We start from the raw sequence: 17,964 nt of genomic DNA, 5'->3' as shown, positions 1-17,964 counted from the left end.
AAAATGCGGAAGATCGGAACCAGCGATTCCGATTTTTTTTATATTTGTATTCCGACGAACGAAAACTGCTAAAAATATTTTTGCCTATGAACAACATTCCTTCGATTTTCTGGATCGTACCCGCCGCCTCCGTCTTTGCGCTGGTGGTGGCGTGGATTTTCTACCGCCTGATGAAGCGCGAGGACGAGGGCACGCCGCGCATGCGCGAGATCGCGGCGCACGTGCGCAAGGGCGCCATGGCCTACCTGAGACAGCAATACAAGGTCGTGGGCATCGTTTTCGTCGTGCTGGCCCTCTTCTTCGCCTGGCTGGCCTATGGGGCGGGCGTGCAGAATCAGTGGGTTCCGTTCGCATTCATCACGGGCGGCTTCTTCTCGGGACTGGCCGGTTTCTTCGGCATGAAGACCGCCACCTACGCCTCGGCGCGCACGGCCAACGCCGCACGGCAGTCGCTCGACCGCGGCCTGAAGGTCGCCTTCCGCAGCGGCGCCGTGATGGGATTGGTCGTCGTGGGGCTGGGCCTGTTGGATATTTCGTTCTGGTATCTGATCCTCAACCACTTCGTCGAGGCGGCCGGACCGCAGAAACTCGTGGTCATCACCACGACGATGCTCACTTTCGGCATGGGCGCTTCGACGCAGGCGCTCTTCGCCCGCGTGGGCGGCGGCATCTACACCAAAGCGGCCGACGTGGGCGCGGACCTGGTGGGTAAGGTCGAGGCGGGCATTCCCGAGGACGACCCCCGCAATCCGGCGACCATCGCCGACAACGTGGGCGACAACGTGGGCGACGTGGCCGGTATGGGCGCGGACCTCTACGAGAGCTACTGCGGCTCGGTGCTCGCCACGGCGGCGCTCGGCGCGGCGGCGTTCGCCTCGGTCGACGGCATGGAGATGCAGCTGCGCGCCGTGCTGGCTCCGATGCTGATCGCGGCCGTGGGCATCCTGCTCTCGGTGATCGGCATCTTCCTCGTCCGCACGAAGGAGGGGGCGACGATGCGTGACTTGCTTCGTTCGCTCGGGTTGGGCGTCAACATCAGTTCGCTGCTCATCGCCGGGGCGACGTTCGGCATCCTCTACCTGCTGGGCGTCCAGAACTGGGTCGGTCTCTCGTGCTCGGTCATCACGGGCCTTCTGGCCGGCATCATCATCGGTCAGGCGACCGAATACTACACCTCCCACTCCTACAAGCCGACGCAGAAGATCGCCGGAAGCGCCCAGACGGGTCCGGCCACGGTCATCATCGCCGGTGTGGGGACGGGGATGATCTCCACGGCCATTCCGGTCATCACCATCGGTGCGGCGATCATTCTGGCCTACCTCTGCGCCATCGGTTTCGACATTCACCACATGATGACCCCCGCCAATATGTCGCTGGGCCTCTACGGCATCGGCATCGCTGCCGTGGGCATGCTTTCGACGCTGGGCATCACGCTCGCCACGGACGCCTACGGGCCGATCGCCGACAACGCGGGCGGCAACGCCGAGATGAGCGGACTGGGTCCCGAGGTGCGCAGGCGCACAGATGCGCTCGACGCGCTGGGTAACACGACCGCGGCCACGGGCAAGGGCTTCGCCATCGGTTCGGCGGCCCTGACGGCGCTGGCGCTGCTGGCCTCCTACATCGAGGAGATCCGCATCGGTCTGCTGCACAGCGGGCAGACGCTGCTGACGATGGCCGACGGCACGCAGACGCTGGTCGAGCAGGCTACGATCCTCGACTTCATGGAGTATTACCGCATCACGCTGATGAACCCCGTGGTGCTGATCGGCGTCTTCATCGGTGCGATGATGTCGTTCCTCTTCTGCGGCCTGACGATGAACGCCGTGGGCCGTGCCTCCCAAAGCATGGTGAACGAGGTAAGGCGGCAGTTCCGCGAGATCAAGGGCATTCTGACCGGCGAAGGGACGCCCGACTATGCGCGCTGCGTCGAGATTTCGACCCGGGGCGCGCAGCGCGAAATGCTCTTCCCGAGCCTGCTGGCGATCGCCGTGCCTGTCGTGGTCGGCATCGTCTTCGGCGTGGCGGGCGTGATGGGCCTTTTGGTCGGCGGCCTGGGGTCGGGCTTCGTGCTGGCGATCTTCATGGCCAATGCGGGCGGTTCGTGGGACAATGCGAAGAAGTTCGTGGAGGAGGGCAATCACGGAGGCAAAGGCTCCGAGTGCCACAAGGCCACGGTCGTGGGCGATACGGTGGGCGACCCGTTCAAGGATACGTCGGGTCCGTCGCTGAACATCCTGATCAAACTCATGTCGATGGTCGCCATCGTCACGGCGGGCGTCACGGTGGTGTTCCACCTCTTCTGATCCGCCGCTTAAAATAAGCAAGGGCCGTTCCGTCGGGAACGGCCCTTTTTGTGCGGGTCGATGCAACTACTTCTTCGAAGCGCCGCTTTCGAGGATCGAGACGATGGAGTAGAGCGTGAAGCAGATCGCCCCGAACCCGGTGACGACGCGCGCCGGAACGAAGAATTTGGGGTGGAACAGCGCCCCTTCGTAGAGGAATGCCGCCAGGAAGAGGCAGGCGAGGGCCGTGAGCACGGGGATAATCGGAATACGGTTGGCCAGCGGGAAGTCGGCGTGCCAGATTTTGGCCAGCAGGATCACCTTGCTCGAAATGCTCCAGCAGATCAGCGCCAGGCCGATCAGCACGAAGCCCACGAAGTTGATCGTTTCGCCGCGGAAGACGATGAAGACGATGATGCCCAGCGCGAAAGCCAGGCCGCCCATCGTCAGCACGAGGCTCATCCAGCGGCGGCGTTCGGCCATCGCATAGCTGCCCCGGATCTGCCGGGCGATGCTCGCCACCAGCGCGATAAGCGAGGTGCAGACGCAGGCGATGCCGAACATGACGCAGCCCGCGACGATGTGTGCCGGGAGCGTGCCGAGCGCGAAGAGCAGGATGCACCAGACCCACGCCGCAGCCGCCGTCGCGGAGACGACCAGCATCAGCGTGCCGACCTGCGCCGGGGTGAATCCCTCGGGGTTGATCGAGAAGTGCTCGTCGGCCGAGTTCTTCGGAATCAGCGTGAAGCGCGTGGAGGAGGTGGCAGCGGTGGAGACGCACGTGGTGATCAGGCCCAGTCCGCACACCACGTGGCCCGTCACCAGCGCCCCGGGCCAGTTGGAGGTGATCAGTACGATGCCGCAGATGATCGTCACCAGCGCGAACGTGTAGCCCAACGCCGGGAAGAGGTATTTGGCCGCGGCGCTGTACGTGCCGATAATCTGTCGGATGATCGTTGCGGCGGTGCAGTAGAGGGCTACGCAGATCGAGCCGAGGAAGAATACGATGGGTCCTGCCGTGAGACGGGAGGGGTCGTCGCCGGCGCCGAAGATGTAGGCGCCGTAGGCGAAGCAGAAGGCGGCCATAGCCAGGGGTATGCCGCGGAAGAGAATGCTGATACCGTGATTCATGATGAGCGTTTTTATTCGCCGGGAGGTGTGCAAAATCCGAACCAATCGGATTGCGGGGCGTCTTTCGGGGGGGAAAGGGGCGGACGACGCGTTTGTTTCTGCGGGGAGTTTATCGCTTTGCGGGAGATAAACTCCCGCTTAGACAGGCTGCGCCTCGGCAATGCTCAAACTGTGTTTGGTTTTGCCCTTGGCTTGCGCTACTTTGCCTGCGGCTTAGATAGGCTGCGCCTCGGCCATGCTCAAATAAATTTGGCATTGCTCTCGGCTTGCGCTATCTTTGCACCCATGAAAAATATCGTTTTCGATCTGGGCGGCGTGCTGTTCGCCCGCGACAAGAGCCGCTGTACACCCGATTTCGTCGACTTCTTTTCGTTCGTGCGTTCGGAGCAGATGCCTCGCTTTTGGGAGGAGTACGACCGCGGCGCATCGACGCTCGACGAGGTGACCGACACGCTTTGCCGCATCAACGGCTGCTCGCGCGAAAAGTGCGAGGAGTACCTGCGCCTGTCGATCGTCCTGCAAGAGACCGTCGCGCCCACCGAGCGGCTGATCGGCGAGCTGAAAGCGGCCGGATACAAACTTTACGTATTGTCGAACATGTCGCGTGAATATATCGCTTTCCTACGCCGCTTCCCCGTTTACGGCCTTTTTGACGGCGAGGTGATCTCGTGCGAGGAGCAGACCGTCAAACCCGAACCGCGCATCTACCGCATCCTTTTGGAACGCTACAAGCTCGATCCCGTCGAAACCCTCTTCGTCGACGACCGGCCCGCCAACATCGCAGCGGCCGAGGCGCTGGGCATCCGCGGACAGCTGTTCGACTACCACGATCCCGAGGCGACCTGCGAAGCGCTCCGCCGACGGCTGTTGTAAGCCCTGTCGGCGACAAAAGAGGCCGTCCCGTACGGGGCGGCCTCTGCCTTGCAAGATAGATTCCTTAGTTGAACATATACTTAACCCCGAACATGATCGCCCAGCGCGAACGCTCGCTGCGCAGGTCCTTGTAGGTCTCGGTCAGGTCTTTCTGGAACTCGAAGCTCGGGGTGTAGTTGTTTGCGGCCGAGGGCTTCTCCTTCATGCGGAGAAACTGGAACTGCGGCGAACTCTGATAGCCCAACTGCGTTTCGCTCTTCACGCCCCAATGCTTGTTCAGCAGGTTGAGGAAGTTCGAAATGTCGAAGCTGAAACGCAGCGTGTTGCACTTGCGGCCCTTGCAGCACCAGAGCTTGATGTCGTGCGAAATGCTCAGATCGAGTTGGTGCTCGAACGGCAGTACGCTGCCGTTGCGCTCGGCATATTCGCCGCGGTGCTTGGAGAGGTAGTCGTCCTGCTCGATAAAGTCGTTCAGAGCCGTCCACGCTGCGGCTTCGTCGCGGTAGCTGCCCGGTTCGAGCTTGATTTCGCTCGCATCGCGCGGAATGTAGATCAGGTCGTTCATATCCTGACCGTCGCCGTTCACGTCGCCCTTGTAGGTGAAGCTGTAACGCCACGGACGGTACATTTCGTAGATGATGCCGAAGTTGGTGGCGGCGTTCTTGCTCCAGTTGGCCGTATAGGTGGCCGAAAGGAGCAGACGGCCGTCGAACGAACCGGCCGAGTAGCTCAGCTCGGGATCGTTGGGATTGATAGCCGGACGGTATTTCCAGGCCGAGGAGGCTACCGACGACGAACCGTCGGTGACGCTCATCGACTTGCCCGCCGTGTAGGAGGCGTTCAGGTAGAGACCGCGCAGCGGACCTTCGAGGAACTGCTTCTGGAGCTGAACGGTCCCGTAGATCGAGTAACCCTTGCTCGTGTTGCGCATCTCGATGACGTTCTCAGTCTTATCCGTAATGTATCGGCTGCCGCTGGCGGAAGTGTAGTACGGCCGCGTATGGCCGTCGCCGTCGTTGACGTAGGCCACGATATCGTTCAGACCGATATTGGCGTGGTAGATGGCGTTCACGTCCTTGTTGTAGAGAAGTTCGCCGGTGAGAATCCAGCCGTTGCCGAACTTGAAGTCGACGGCCAGATTGGTCTTCCACAACTGCGGGTACTTGAAGCCTTTTTCGGTAAATGCCAGGTCCATCTTCGAGGACTTTACCTCTTCGGGCGACGGCTGGTAGTTGACCTCTCCGTCGAACGGCCGGCCGTATTTCAAATTACCGAACATAAGTCCGTTGTTGCCGGCCTGGTTGCTGATCCACACGTAGGGAGGCGTACCCGTGAACAGCCCCGTACCGCCGCGCAACTGGAGTTTGTGGCTGGGGAGCACGTCCCAGTTGAAGCCGATGCGGGGCGAGAACATGGGTTTGGTCTTCGGGAGCTTCGACATGTCGATGCCGGTCTGGCCGTTCTGGAAGACAAGGCCTTCGACGGTCGGATTGCGGTCGAGGTCGTTCAGGAAGATCGGTGCATCGACCCGCAGGCCGTACGTGAGTTTGAAATTGTCGCGGATCGACCAGCGGTCCTGTAGGTAGAAACCCAGTTGGAGCACCTTGACCTCTGCTTCGGGGAACCCGCCGTTCATCGCATATTTCTGCGTGAACGATCGTTCGATCGAAGTGGACGTGGGCCGTTTGGAGGGATCGCTTCCGTCGGCTTTCCATTGGAAGTAGTTGTTGACGTCCGTATAGAAGTCATCGAGCTTGTTGTAACGCCATACGCCTGCGAATCCGTAGGCGTAACCGTTTACGAACGAACGGTAGTCGGACTGCGTGCCCACGACGATCTGGTGTTTGCCCGCGTTGATCGTGAAGTTGTCCTGAATCTGGAAAATGTCCGTGTCGAGTTTGTTGCCGTAAGAGTTGGCCTCCGTACCGAACGAGGTGTATGCCTCGTCTGCACCGTTGAGGATGTCCACATGCGGGAAGAAGCCGCCGTCCATGTCGCGGAAGTCGCGCAGCCGCGAGTATCCCACTTTCAGCGTATTGGACATGCGGTCGTTGACCGTGGTGTTCAGGTCGGCCATGACGATATGGAAGCCGCTGTTGGAACGGTAGTACTGCGAGGAGAAGGGGATGGCGAACTGGTTGGGTCCGCGGCCGTTGGAGGGCGCGCCCGACGTCGACGGCGAACTGGTCGAGAACGAATCGAGGAAGTAATATTTGAGGCTCAGCGAATTCTTCTGGTTGATGTTCCAGTCGAAGCGGACCGTCAGACGGTTGGCTTCGGTGGGTTTGTCCGTTACGTCGTAGATGCCGGGGTTGTAACCGAATTTATCCATGAGGAAGCCTTTGAGCTGGTCAAGGTCTTCGGCGCTGACGCGCGAGTTCTTCGTCGTGTAGGTCACCGGGTCCTTGATGCGGTCGAACTCGGCGTTGACGAAGAAGAAGAGCTTGTTCTTCACCAGCGGGCCGCCCAGGCTGAAACCGTACTGGTTGGTGGTCGCCTCATTGACCGTCTCGACCAGGTGTTTCTGCCGCCAGCCGCGCAGCGACGGGCCTTTGTGGTAGAAGTAGGCCGACCCTGCGAAGTCGTTGGTTCCCGACTTGGTGACCGAGTTGATACCCCCCCCCGTAAAGCCGCCGTTGCGCACGTCGAACGGGGCGATCATCACCTGCACCTGCTCGATCGATTCGAGCGAGATCGGCTCGATGCCCGCCGCGCCCAGCGACGAGGAGAGGCCGAACGAGTTGTTGAACGACGCGCCGTCGACCGTCACGTTGTTGAAGCGATAGGATGTGCCGGCGAAGTTCTTGTTGCTCGACATGGGGGTCAGCTTGACGAACTCGTCGAGCGAGCGGTCCAGCGTCGGGAGCTTGTCCATCATCGTGCGGGTGATGACCTCCTGCGCTCCGGTGCGGTTGGAGTTGAAGACGGGATTGGCCGCGCCCATCACGACCACTTCGCCGATGGCTGTCGATGCCTCGCGCAGCTTGGCATCGAACTGTGCGTCCTCGCCGATCGTGAGGTAGACGTCGCCGAACTTCTCGTCGTTGCAGCCGACGTAGCTGATCTCGATGGTGTAGGGACCGCCCACGCGCATGCCGCCGATGTTGAACAGACCGCTGCGGTTGGTGGCGATGGCGTAGCGCGTGCCGGTCGGGGTGTGCGTGGCCACGACCGTAGCGCCGATGATCGGGGAGTCGTTCTCGTCGACCACGGTTCCGTGGATGCTCGAAGTGGTTACCTGTGCCTCGACGGCCCAGACGGCGAAGAGCGACAGGGTGAAAAGGAAAAGTTTCTTCATACGCAATTATTTTGGTGAATAGTTTTATGCTGCCAATTTACGACGGTTTTCTCGTTCCGGGTGCGGTGTCGCAGGGATTTCACCGGATCGTAATAAAGCGGCGAGGGACATTCCGGTATGGAATGCCCCTCGAGGGTAGGAGATACGGTCGTACGGCGCGCGGTTCGTTCCTTTCGCTTCGCTTGCCCGGTCTCGAAGACCATAACTGCCAAAACGCCGACTGCGGATTTCATAATGCAAATATAAACCAAATATATTTCCGACGCAATGTTGAACCGGTTTTTATTCAACAAGTTTTCAACACCGGCCGGGCATCGTTTTCGACCCCGCGGCACGCTCCTTGCTCGGCGGCGGAAGGTATGCGAACCATCCGCGAACAATACTGGCGTTACTCGCTTTTCGTGCTCATTCTCGGGCTGGGGATCACGATCTTCGTCGAACTGATCCCCTTTCTGGGCGGTCTTCTGGGTGCGGTGACGATCTACGTACTGCTGCGAAGCCAGATGAACTACCTGACCGAGGAGCGCCGCTGGCGGAGGAGCCTGGCCGCATCCGTGCTTCTGGTCGAGGCCATCCTCTGCTTTCTGGTTCCGATTTCGCTGATCGTCTGGCTGCTGGTCGACAAGATTCAGGACCTCACGCTCGATCCGCAGTCGCTGCTCGATGCGGGCAAGCACGTCGCCGACCTGATCCGGGAGCGGACCGGTTACAACCTCTGGAAGGACGTCAACGTCTCGTCGCTGCTGGGCTACCTGCCCAAGCTGGGACAGTGGGTGCTCAAGGGGATCATGAGCTTCATCGTCAACATCATCGTCCTGCTGTTCGTCCTCTACTTCATGCTCATCGGCGGCCGCCGCATGGAGGCGTACGGACAGGACATCCTGCCGTTCAACCGCTCGCTGTCGATCAGCGTCATGCGCGAAATACACATGATCGTGCGCTCGAACGCCATCATCATCCCGCTGCTGGCCGTGGCACAGGGGTTCGTGGCCTACCTGGGCTATCTGGTCTTCGGAGTGTCGGTTCCGCTGTTCTGGGGTGTGCTGACCTGTTTCGCCACGGTTATCCCCATCGTCGGCACGGCGCTTATCTGGGTTCCCATCGCGGGGGTCATGATCCTCGAAGGCCGGTTCGGACCGGGGATCGGGCTGCTGCTGTTCGGGTCGCTGGTCATCACGCAGGTGGATAACGTCATGCGCTTCGTCACGCAGAAGAAGATGGCCGACACCCATCCGCTCATCACCATCTTCGGTGTGGTGATCGGTCTGTCGCTCTTCGGCTTCATGGGCGTGATCTTCGGACCGCTGATGCTGGCCATGTTCGCTTTCTGCGTGGACATCTTCAAACGCAAATATATCGACTGTCCGACCGACTCTCCGGACGGAGGTGCGGGGTGCGCCGCTGCGGGGGATGCGAATGCGGCTGCGCCGGGGGTGACGATGCCGCAGGCGGCGTCTTCGTCCCGCGTCACAACCGATGCGGCCGGAAATGCCGAAGCGCCTGCGCCCGATGCCTCCTTTCCGAAAGCGCCCTCCAAACGCAAACGGGTCCGCCGCAAACGCCGCCCCGTCGAATAGAAATTCCGGCACTCCGCCCGATTTCGGGCCGAAAAACCGCACGAAATCTACGGAAAGTAAGCGAAAACCGTATTTTTCACGAAAAATTCGCACGAATCGTTTCAAATTACAAATTGTTTATTATCTTTGTTATTCCAATAACAATAACCCGAATCGACAAGAACCCTTAATTTCATAAAACAATGGCCAGAAATCTCAAAATCAGAGACCTGACGTTGCGCGACGGCCAGCAGTCGTCGTTCGCAACCCGAATGAACCAGGCGCAGATCGACCGCTGCCTGCCCTATTACAAGGACGCGAACTTCTACGCGATGGAGGTGTGGGGAGGAGCCGTGCCCGACTCGGTGATGCGTTACCTGAACGAGAATCCCTGGACCCGTCTCGAAACGATTCACAAGGCTGTCGGCAGCGTTTCGAAACTCACGGCCCTCTCGCGCGGACGCAACCTGTTCGGCTATGCGCCCTACACGGACGAGATCATCGACGGTTTCTCGCGCAACGCCATCCAGAGCGGCCTGGGCATCATGCGTATCTTCGATGCGCTCAACGACGTGGACAACGTCAAGTCGACCGTGAAGTACGTCAAGCAGTACGGCGGTATCGCCGACTGCGCCGTATGCTACACGGTGGACCCGAAATATCCCGAACCCGGATTCTTCGCCCGTCTGACGGGCAAGAAGAAGCCGCAGCCGGTCTTCACGGACGAATACTTCCTCGACAAGGCCCGGCAGATGGCTGCCCTGGGGGCCGACATGATTACCATCAAGGACATGTCGGGTCTGATCCCGCCGCGCCGCGTGGCAACGCTCGTGCGCCTGCTGAAGAAGAACCTGTCGATTCCCGTCGATTTCCACACCCACTGCACACCGGGCTACGGTCTGGCTTCGGTCCTCTCGGCCATCATCGCCGGCGCGGACATCGTGGACACCAACTGCTGGTACTTCGCTGAGGGCACGGGCGCTCCGGCCATCGAGCTGATCCACGTATTCTGCAAGAAGCTGGGCATCGACACGGGCGTCAACATGGAGGCTGTGGCCAAGATCAACACCCAGCTGCGCGAGATCCGCAAGGAGCTCAACCGCTCGGTCTTCAACACGGAGAAACCCGAACCCAAGCCTTTCAACCCGCTGACCGACACGCTGCCCGCCGAGATCGACGCGCTGTTCGACGCAGCCATCAAGGCGGCGCAGAACGACGACGAGCAGGCCACCATCGACGCCTGCCGCAAGATCGAGGCTTACTTCGGCTTCCCTGCACCGAACGAACTGGTCCGCAAGGCCGAGATTCCGGGTGGCATGTATTCGAACATGGTCGCCCAGCTGCAACAGCTCAAGGCCGAGGACATTCTGCCGCGCGCCATGGAGCTGATCCCGACGGTGCGTCTGGCCGCCGGTCTGCCGCCGCTGGTAACGCCCACCTCGCAGATCGTCGGCGCTCAGGCCGTCAACTGCGCCCTCGATGAAAAGGCCGGCCGCCCCATGTACACCAACAAGAGCGCCCAGTTCGTCAATCTGGTGAAGGGCGAGTACGGCAAGACTCCCGTGAAGATCGATCCCGAGTTCCGCTTCAAGATCTGCGGCATCCGCGAGGAGACGCCTTACGACACGTCGAAATACCAGATGCAGCCCAACCCCGAACTGCCGGAAGCCGGAGGCGTGAAGCTGGCCGCCAACGAGAAGGAGGTTCTGCTGCTCGAGCTGTTCCCGCTCGTGGCCAAGAAGTTCCTCACCGACGAGAAGGTGAAGGCTTACCAGGCGCAGAAACCCGCCGAAAAGAAGGCCGAACCCGTGCAGACCGAGCAGAAGACGACGACCGCCATCACGGGCAATGCCGTGATCGCTCCGCTGCCGGGCCGCATCATCGACATCAAGGTGAAGGTCGGCGACAAGGTCAAGGCCGGACAGGAGGTCGTGGTGCTCGAGGCGATGAAGATGGAGAACTCCGTCACGTCGGACTACACCGGCGAGGTGAAGCAGATTCTGGTGCAGTCGGGCGACAACGTGGCAACGGACGCTCCGCTGCTCGAAATCGCCTGATCGCGCATAACGCGTTGGATAAAAGCGGCCGGCTATTGCAGCCGGCCGCTTTTTTTCTTGGTGGTTCCGTAAAAAATCGGTACTTTTGCGGGCGTAAAATCAAACCCTGCACAGTATGGCTTTTTTCAAGGAATTCAAGGAGTTCGCCCTCAAGGGCAACGTGATGGACATGGCCGTCGGCGTAATCATCGGCGGCGCTTTCGGCAAGATCGTCTCCTCGCTGGTCAACGACATCCTGATGCCGCCCATCGGGGCGCTGATCGGGAACACCGACTTCTCGCAGCTGCGGCTCGACATTTCGAAAGTGCGCGACGTGACCTCGGGAGCCGTCCACTCGGTCGAGGGGCTGGTGACGGGCGGCGGCGAGGCCGCGCAGGCCGCTGCCGAGCCGATCTACTGGAACTACGGCGCTTTCATCCAGCAATGCGTCGACTTCACCATTCTGGCGCTTTGTGTCTTTCTGATGGTCAAGCTGATGAACCGGCTGATGAAAAAGAAAGAGGAGGCTCCCGCGCCGGCCGCGCCCGTGCTGTCGAAGGAGGAGCAGCTGCTCACCGAAATCCGCGACCTGCTCAAGGAGCGGAAGTAACGGTTGTGCGCGTCGGTTTAAAGCGGGGCCGCCTTTCGGGACGGTCCCGTTTATTTATGCTCCTTTTCCGGCTTCGGGGGTGCGTACTCCTGGAGAATGTAGGTCGTGAAGATGGGGAAGAACATCATGCCCAGCGAGGGGAGCAGGATGGTGACCACCTTGCCTACAGCCGTCACGGCGAAGATCTCCGCACCGACGGTCGTGACATTCATCCAGGCCCACCAGACCGCGTTTCCGAAGCCGTGGAGCTTGTCGTTGACCGTCACCTCGTAGTCGTAGAACACCAGCGCCGAAATATAGGTAAAGACAACCACGGTGAAGATATAGGCCCAGAAGATGCGGTTCATCTTGTTGCCGCTGACCAGCCACCTGACGACGATCACCATCGCCAGGAACGCCCGCAGCATGGGGATCAGTCCGACGAGAATACCCCAGTCGTGGGTCATCCTTACGCCGCTCCAGTCGAGGATGTTCAGCCAGGGGATCGAGATCAGGAGGAACGCCAGGTTGCGCCAGAAGAAGCGCCCCGGGCGCGGGTCGGCGGCCCAGCGGACGAAGAAGTCGCAGAGGAAGACAATGCAGACGATCAGCTGGATCGTGAGGTAGGTGCGCGAGAGGTGCACGTGGTCGCCGGCGATGATCTCCCAGGAGATGGCGAAGAGCAGGACGATGCCGGCGATCACTTTGAGGACACCCAGCGTGTTGCCCAGCGTGTAGCGGGAGTGTTCGGAAAGAGGCATGAGCGGACGATTTTTCCGTAGCCGGCTCAAAATCAATGCCACGGGCTCGGGCGGCTGAATTTTTGTGCGAAATTTTTCGGAAAGATTTTGGACGAACGGAAAATTTGGTTACCTTTGCAATCGCTTTCAGCAATGGCGGGATAGCTCAGCTGGTTAGAGCGCATGATTCATAATCATGAGGTCGAGAGTTCAAGTCTCTCTCCCGCTACGAAAAGGGTTCCGAAACAGTTCGGAACCCTTTTTCTTTGCATGGAGCTGCCATCGGTCAAATGCCCGTTCCGTTGAAGATGAGGATGTAGGCATTGAGGTAGGTGGCGAAGAGAATCCAGCAGAGGTACGGCACGAAGAGCCACGCCGCGGCGATGCGCACCCGCGCGCTGCGGACGATGTAGCAGATCACCAGCGCATCGAGCACTACGATGTCGATCATCCCCAGCAGCGGGCTGCGGAAGGTGAAGAAGAGGATGCTCCACAAAAAGTTGAAACCCAGCTGCACGTACCAGCACGTCATGACCTTGCGGCGGCTTCTGGCACGCGAGGTGAGAATCAGCCCGGCGGAGATGCCCATGCAGAGGTAGATGATCGACCAGGCGATGGGGAATGCCGCGTTGGGAGGCGTCAGCGCAGGTTTGATCAGAAAAGGATACCACTCGGCCAGCGCGCCGGTTTGCAGCACGGCGGCGATACCACCCAAAACGAAGCAGAGGAGGGTGGGTAGAAAGTATGCCCAGAATTTTTTCATGATTCCGCTTTTCGAAGAGGAAATACAAAATCAATGCCCGCAGCGGCCGGGCAGGTCCTTTTAGCGGCGGACGGACCGATCCGTCCAAGGGGCGCAACCCGTTGGCGAACTCTTTGGGACCCGTCTGGGCGGCTACGCCCCTGCCTGCCAGGGAGGTGGGTTTGTAGCCGTCGGGAGCTGCCGTCTTCGCCTCCTGAAGGGCCGCAGAAAAACCGCTGCCGGACCCCCGGAGTGTGATCTTTTTTGCTATCTTTGTCTCCTGAATCCTTTGCCGAAATGTCACCCGCAGCCGTCATAGCCACCGTTTTGGGCTACATAGCCGTCCTGTTCGCCGTCGCGTGGGCATCGGGCCGCCGGGCCGACAACGCCGGGTTCTTCACCGGTAACCGCCGCACGCCGTGGTACATGGCCGCTTTCGCCATGATCGGGGCCGCCATGTCGGGGGTGACGTTCATCTCCGTGCCCGGCTCGGTGGCCGTGGATGCCTTCTCCTACATGCAGATGGTGCTGGGTTTCACGGTGGGACAGCTGGCGGTGGCTTTCGTGCTGATTCCCACGTTCTACCGCCTGCGCGTGGTATCGCTCTACGAATACCTCGACGACCGTTTCGGCGTGGCCGCCCATCGGACTGGGGCCTGGTTCTTCTTCGTCTCGAAGATGCTGGGCGCGGCGCTGCGCGTCTACGTCGTCTGCGCCGTGATGCAGCTGCTGGTCTTCGACCACTTCGGGCTGCCGCTGTGGCTCAACGCCGTGGTCACGATGGCCCTCGTGTGGCTCTATACGCAGCAGGGCGGGGTCAAGTCGCTGATCTGGACCGATACGCTCAAAACCGTCTGCCTGTTGCTGAGCCTCGTGCTGACGATCCTCTTCGTGATGCGCGGCCTGAACCTGACGCTGACGGACACCGTGCGGGAGGTCGCCGCATCGCCCCTGTCGCGGATCTTCTTCTTCGACGATCCCGCTTCGGACCGCTACTTCTGGAAGATGTTCTTTGCGGGCATCGTGCTGCTCGTGGCCATGACCGGACTGGATCAGGATATGATGCAGCGCAACCTGAGCTGCCCCACGCCGCGCGATTCGCAGAAGAATATCCTGCTGACGGCTGCCAGTCAGATCGTCGTCATCTTTCTGTTTCTGGTGTTGGGCGTGCTGCTCTACCTCTATATGGAGCGTGCCGGGCTGGCCGCCCCAGCCAAGAGCGATCAGGTCTTTTCGCTGGTCGCCGTCAACGGAGGACTGCCGCTTTCGGTTGGCATTCTTTTTATTATAGGGCTTATCTCAAGCACCTATTCGGCTGCCGGATCGGCCCTGACGGCCTTGACGACCTCGTTTACGGTCGACATCCTCTCCGCCACGCGGCGCTGCGACGAGCGGGGACTGACGCGCATCCGCCGGGCGGTGCACGTTGCGATGGCCGCCGGCATGGCCGGGGTGATCCTCGCGTTCGGCTACCTGGCCGACGACAGCGTAATCAACCTGGTATACAAGGTGGCAAGCTATACCTACGGGCCGATTCTCGGACTGTTCCTCTTCGGCATCTGCACCCGGCGGCGGGTCCGCGACCGCTGGATTCCGCTGGTGGCCGTCGCCGCGCCGCTGCTGAGCGCCGCGCTGCAATACGCCGTACGGGCGGCATGGGGCTACCAGATCGGCTTCGAATTACTGATTTACAACGCCGCGTTCACCGTGGCGGGAATGTTGTTAGTGCTCGAACGGAATGAAAAATAGGGTATTGGTTACTATGCTGTTGCTGCTCTACGGCGGCGCGGTGACTGCGGCCGAGATCGGTGCGGGAACCCGTCGGGAGATCGGGCAGATGCTCACGCGCGTGGTCGGCCGCGAGGTGGCGGGCGGCAGCGTGCGGGTCGATGCGGTCAAGGCGTCGCGGAGCCGGGTAAGGGTCTTCACGTCGATCGGCATGTCCTATTATCCTTTCCGCGAGGAGAATACGCAGGCTATTTACGATTCGGTGCGAGTTATTCTGCCGCGCGAATTTGCCAAAGCCCGCATCGAGCTTTATACCGACCGCCGCGAAATCCGCGAGCTGATTCCGATGGCTTATCGGACGCGTCCGGTCCGGAAGAAGGATCGGCCGATACCCTTCGTCAACCGGGCGGAACGGCCGCTGGTGACCCCGCTTTCGACGGCGGTGAACCCTACGCAGGGGCTTGCGGGGCGGCATATCGCCCTTTGGCAGAGCCATGGACGCTACTTCGATCAGGCGGAAAACCGCTGGCGCTGGCAGCGTTCGAAGCTGTGGCAGACGTGCGAGGACCTCTACACGCAGAGCTACGTATTGCCCTACCTGGTCCCGATGCTGGAGCGTGCCGGGGCCTGCGTGCTGCTGCCGCGCGAGCGCGACGTGCAGCTGCACGAGGTGCTGGCGGACAACGATGCGCCGGAACAATACCGCGAGGAGGGCGCCTGGCAGCCGGGCGGCGTGGGGTTCGCCCACCTCCAGGAGGTCTACCGCACGGGGGAGAATCCGTTCCGGGATGGGACGACCCGGCAGGCCCGGACGGTGACCGACGGACCGCTGTCGCGTGCCGTCTGGCGGGCGGTGATTCCCGAGCGGGGCGAATATGCCGTTTACGTAAGTTATGAAACGACGGCGCAAAGCGCTGACGATGCACACTATACGGTTCATCACCTCGGGGGCGGGAGCAGTTACGCCGTCAACCAGACGATGGGCGGCGGAACGTGGATCTACCTCGGCCGTTTTCCCTTCGAGGCGGGCGAGCAGGAGGTAGTGTCGCTCACGAACCGCTCCCGCAAGGCCGGCCGGACGGTTTCGGCCGATGCGGTGAAGATCGGCGGGGGCTACGGCAACGTCGCCCGCTCGGTGCGCGATTCGCTCCGCAGGCCGGGTGTGGAGTACGCAGAGGAGACGAGCGGCTATCCCCGCTTCTGCGAGGGCGCCCGCTACTGGCTCCAGTGGGCCGGGTTCGACGAAGCGGTCTACACCCCCAAAGCGGGGCGGGACGATTACAAGGACGACTTTATGTCGCGCGCCCACTGGGTCAACGCCCTGATGGGCGGTTCGGAGCGGCTGCCCGACTCCGCGGGGCTGCGCATCCCGGTCGATCTGGCGCTGGCGTTCCACTCCGACGCGGGCGTCCGGGAGGGCGACGGCATCGTCGGCACGCTGGGGATCTTCTTCACGCGCGACAACGACGGGCACTTCGCCGGCGGGGCCGACCGCTATCGGTCGCGCGACCTGACCGACATCGTGATGACACAGATCGTGAGCGACATACGCCGCACATTTGAACCTTCTTGGAGCCGCCGCGGCCTGTGGAACCGCTCCTACTACGAAGCCCGCGTCCCGGGCGCGCCCACCATGCTGTTGGAGCTGCTCTCGCACCAGAATTTCGCCGACATGCGCTACGGCAGCGATCCGCGTTTCAAGTTCCTGGTCAGCCGTGCGGTTTACAAGGGTATCCTGCGGTACGTCAGTTCGCAATACGGATTACCTTACGTAGTGCAGCCGCTTCCGGTAGAGGCTTTCGCGGCTGAATTTACGGACGATGACCGGGTCAAACTCAGGTGGAGTCCCGTCATGGATTCGCTGGAAACGACGGCCGCGCCGACGGGCTATGTGGTCTACACGCGCGCAGACGACGGCGGCTTCGATGCGGGACGTTACGTCGACGAACCCCGTTTGCTGACCGATGCGGAGCCGGGGCGGATCTACTCCTACCGGGTGACGGCTGTGAACGAAGGGGGCGAGAGCTTCCCGAGCGAGACGCTCGCCGTCTGCCGGATGCCCGAAGAGAAGGGGCGGGTGCTGATCGTCAACGGGTTCGATAGGATCAGCGCTCCGCCGAGCATGCGCAGCGATTCGCTGGCGGGGTTCCGCACCGAACTCGACGGCGGGGTTGCCGACCGGCAGGATATTTCGTTCATCGGCGCGCAGCACGTGTTCGACCTTGCGCAGAGCCGCTGCACGGTGGACAGCCTGGCGCTGGGCGCGTGCCGCAGCGATTATGAGACGGATGTCATCGGCGGCAACACGTTCGACTATCCGTTCCTGCACGGGCGTTCCGTGGCGGCGGCGGGTTACTCGTTTTGCTCGGCTTCGCTCAAAGCCGTGGAGCGCGGCACGACGGCGCTGGAGGCGTATCCGGCGGTCGATCTGATCCTCGGCAAGCAGCGCACGACGACGCTCGGCCGCGGCGTGAACGGGCCGGCGTTCGCCACGTTTTCGCCCGAGCTGCAAAACCGGCTGCGGCGTTACCTGGCCGACGGGGGCGCACTCTTCGCCTCGGGGAGCTACGTGATGACGGATCTGTGGGACGATACGCTGCCCGAAGAGGGGCGCGCCTTCGCCCGCGAGGTGCTTCGCTGCACGGCGGACGGCAACGTGGCGGCGCTGCGGGGCCGGGTGCGGGTGGTCGCTTCGCATGCGGGTATCGCACGCGGCGAATACCGCTTCAACACCGCTTACGACCGCGACCGCTACCGGGTCGAACGGGCCGATGCGCTCCGGCCTGCGCCGGGAGCCTTTGCCGTGATGCGCTATGTCGACGGAGGCCGCACGGCGGCCGTGGCGTGCGACGCTAAGGGGCGAACCTTTGTAGCAGGCTTTCCGTTCGAGGCCGTCACGGACGACGGAGAGCGGGATCGCCTGATGCGCGACGTGCTGGGATTCCTGCTCGCGCAATAAGTGAAGTAATAAACTCTAAAATTCGAT

Annotated in this window: 11 protein-coding genes and 1 tRNA gene; 8 read left to right on the top strand and 4 right to left on the bottom strand. The window is 61.4% G+C overall.

The genetic code is table 11. The features are described 5' to 3' along the window. The first annotated feature begins 86 nt into the window (after positions 1-86). The gene (locus tag ACMO9O_RS11130) at positions 87-2,306 is read left to right on the top strand and encodes a sodium-translocating pyrophosphatase (protein ID WP_418983938.1); all 2,220 of its coding nucleotides are present in this window, start codon (positions 87-89) and stop codon (positions 2,304-2,306) included. A 66-nt stretch (positions 2,307-2,372) separates the two neighbouring features. Here the strand turns inward: ACMO9O_RS11130 and ACMO9O_RS11125 are convergent, their stop codons facing one another. After that, a complete protein-coding gene (locus ACMO9O_RS11125) occupies positions 2,373-3,416 on the bottom strand; it encodes a DUF2776 family protein (protein ID WP_418983937.1) in 1,044 nt (347 codons plus the stop codon). 285 nt (positions 3,417-3,701) lie between these two features. On the opposite strand from ACMO9O_RS11125, the gene ACMO9O_RS11120 reads away from it, so the two are divergent. Beyond that, a complete protein-coding gene (locus ACMO9O_RS11120) occupies positions 3,702-4,289 on the top strand; it encodes an HAD family hydrolase (protein WP_418983936.1) in 588 nt (195 codons plus the stop codon). A 64-nt stretch (positions 4,290-4,353) separates the two neighbouring features. Here the strand turns inward: ACMO9O_RS11120 and ACMO9O_RS11115 are convergent, their stop codons facing one another. Continuing rightward, entirely contained in the window at positions 4,354-7,587 is a 3,234-nt protein-coding gene (locus ACMO9O_RS11115; RefSeq protein WP_418983935.1) for a TonB-dependent receptor, read from the bottom strand. 359 nt (positions 7,588-7,946) lie between these two features. Between ACMO9O_RS11115 and ACMO9O_RS11110 the strand changes: the two genes are divergently transcribed. The 3 genes from ACMO9O_RS11110 to mscL all read left to right on the top strand — a co-directional run bounded on the left by ACMO9O_RS11110 (position 7,947) and on the right by mscL (position 11,789). Next, entirely contained in the window at positions 7,947-9,164 is a 1,218-nt protein-coding gene (locus tag ACMO9O_RS11110; RefSeq protein WP_418983934.1) for an AI-2E family transporter, read from the top strand. A 182-nt stretch (positions 9,165-9,346) separates the two neighbouring features. Then, positions 9,347-11,200 carry a biotin/lipoyl-containing protein gene (locus ACMO9O_RS11105; protein WP_418983933.1) on the top strand — a complete coding sequence of 618 codons (1,854 nt, stop codon included), beginning with the start codon at positions 9,347-9,349 and terminating at the stop codon, positions 11,198-11,200. A gap of 115 nt (positions 11,201-11,315) precedes the next feature. After that, positions 11,316-11,789, top strand: coding sequence for a large-conductance mechanosensitive channel protein MscL (mscL, locus tag ACMO9O_RS11100; RefSeq protein WP_418983932.1), 474 nt, complete (start codon positions 11,316-11,318; stop codon positions 11,787-11,789). 50 nt (positions 11,790-11,839) lie between these two features. Here mscL and ACMO9O_RS11095 read toward each other — a convergent pair whose 3' ends face one another. Further along, the gene (locus ACMO9O_RS11095; RefSeq protein ID WP_418983931.1) at positions 11,840-12,529 is read right to left on the bottom strand and encodes an ion channel; all 690 of its coding nucleotides are present in this window, start codon (positions 12,527-12,529) and stop codon (positions 11,840-11,842) included. A 134-nt stretch (positions 12,530-12,663) separates the two neighbouring features. Between ACMO9O_RS11095 and ACMO9O_RS11090 the strand changes: the two genes are divergently transcribed. Next, positions 12,664-12,737: transfer RNA gene (locus ACMO9O_RS11090), tRNA-Met, on the top strand. A gap of 57 nt (positions 12,738-12,794) precedes the next feature. Here ACMO9O_RS11090 and ACMO9O_RS11085 read toward each other — a convergent pair. Continuing rightward, positions 12,795-13,271 (bottom strand): TspO/MBR family protein, encoded by a 477-nt coding sequence (locus ACMO9O_RS11085; RefSeq protein ID WP_418983930.1) that lies wholly within the window; start codon positions 13,269-13,271, stop codon positions 12,795-12,797. A 276-nt stretch (positions 13,272-13,547) separates the two neighbouring features. Between ACMO9O_RS11085 and ACMO9O_RS11080 the strand changes: the two genes are divergently transcribed. Both ACMO9O_RS11080 and ACMO9O_RS11075 read left to right on the top strand, forming a co-directional pair. Further along, positions 13,548-14,999 (top strand): sodium:solute symporter, encoded by a 1,452-nt coding sequence (locus ACMO9O_RS11080; RefSeq protein ID WP_418983929.1) that lies wholly within the window; start codon positions 13,548-13,550, stop codon positions 14,997-14,999. After that, on the top strand, positions 14,989-17,937 hold the full coding sequence (locus ACMO9O_RS11075; protein WP_418983928.1) for a fibronectin type III domain-containing protein: 2,949 nt from the start codon (positions 14,989-14,991) through the stop codon (positions 17,935-17,937). Before ACMO9O_RS11080 ends, ACMO9O_RS11075 begins: the two co-directional genes overlap by 11 nt. The last annotated feature ends 27 nt before the right edge of the window (positions 17,938-17,964 follow it).

Source organism: Alistipes sp. (genome assembly GCF_048465635.1).
Lineage (GTDB): Bacteria > Bacteroidota > Bacteroidia > Bacteroidales > Rikenellaceae > Alistipes.
This window is presented reverse-complemented; position numbering and strand designations above follow the sequence as displayed.

What these genes read in the sequence shown, in the direction of transcription:
- ACMO9O_RS11130 (WP_418983938.1), top strand. Translation starts at nt 87, where the DNA reads ATGAACAACATTCCTTCGATTTTCTGGATCGTACCCGCCGCCTCCGTC.
- ACMO9O_RS11125 (WP_418983937.1), bottom strand. Translation starts at nt 3,416, where the DNA reads ATGAATCACGGTATCAGCATTCTCTTCCGCGGCATACCCCTGGCTATG.
- ACMO9O_RS11120 (WP_418983936.1), top strand. Translation starts at nt 3,702, where the DNA reads ATGAAAAATATCGTTTTCGATCTGGGCGGCGTGCTGTTCGCCCGCGAC.
- ACMO9O_RS11115 (WP_418983935.1), bottom strand. Translation starts at nt 7,587, where the DNA reads ATGAAGAAACTTTTCCTTTTCACCCTGTCGCTCTTCGCCGTCTGGGCC.
- ACMO9O_RS11110 (WP_418983934.1), top strand. Translation starts at nt 7,947, where the DNA reads ATGCGAACCATCCGCGAACAATACTGGCGTTACTCGCTTTTCGTGCTC.
- ACMO9O_RS11105 (WP_418983933.1), top strand. Translation starts at nt 9,347, where the DNA reads ATGGCCAGAAATCTCAAAATCAGAGACCTGACGTTGCGCGACGGCCAG.
- mscL (WP_418983932.1), top strand. Translation starts at nt 11,316, where the DNA reads ATGGCTTTTTTCAAGGAATTCAAGGAGTTCGCCCTCAAGGGCAACGTG.
- ACMO9O_RS11095 (WP_418983931.1), bottom strand. Translation starts at nt 12,529, where the DNA reads ATGCCTCTTTCCGAACACTCCCGCTACACGCTGGGCAACACGCTGGGT.
- ACMO9O_RS11085 (WP_418983930.1), bottom strand. Translation starts at nt 13,271, where the DNA reads ATGAAAAAATTCTGGGCATACTTTCTACCCACCCTCCTCTGCTTCGTT.
- ACMO9O_RS11080 (WP_418983929.1), top strand. Translation starts at nt 13,548, where the DNA reads ATGTCACCCGCAGCCGTCATAGCCACCGTTTTGGGCTACATAGCCGTC.
- ACMO9O_RS11075 (WP_418983928.1), top strand. Translation starts at nt 14,989, where the DNA reads ATGAAAAATAGGGTATTGGTTACTATGCTGTTGCTGCTCTACGGCGGC.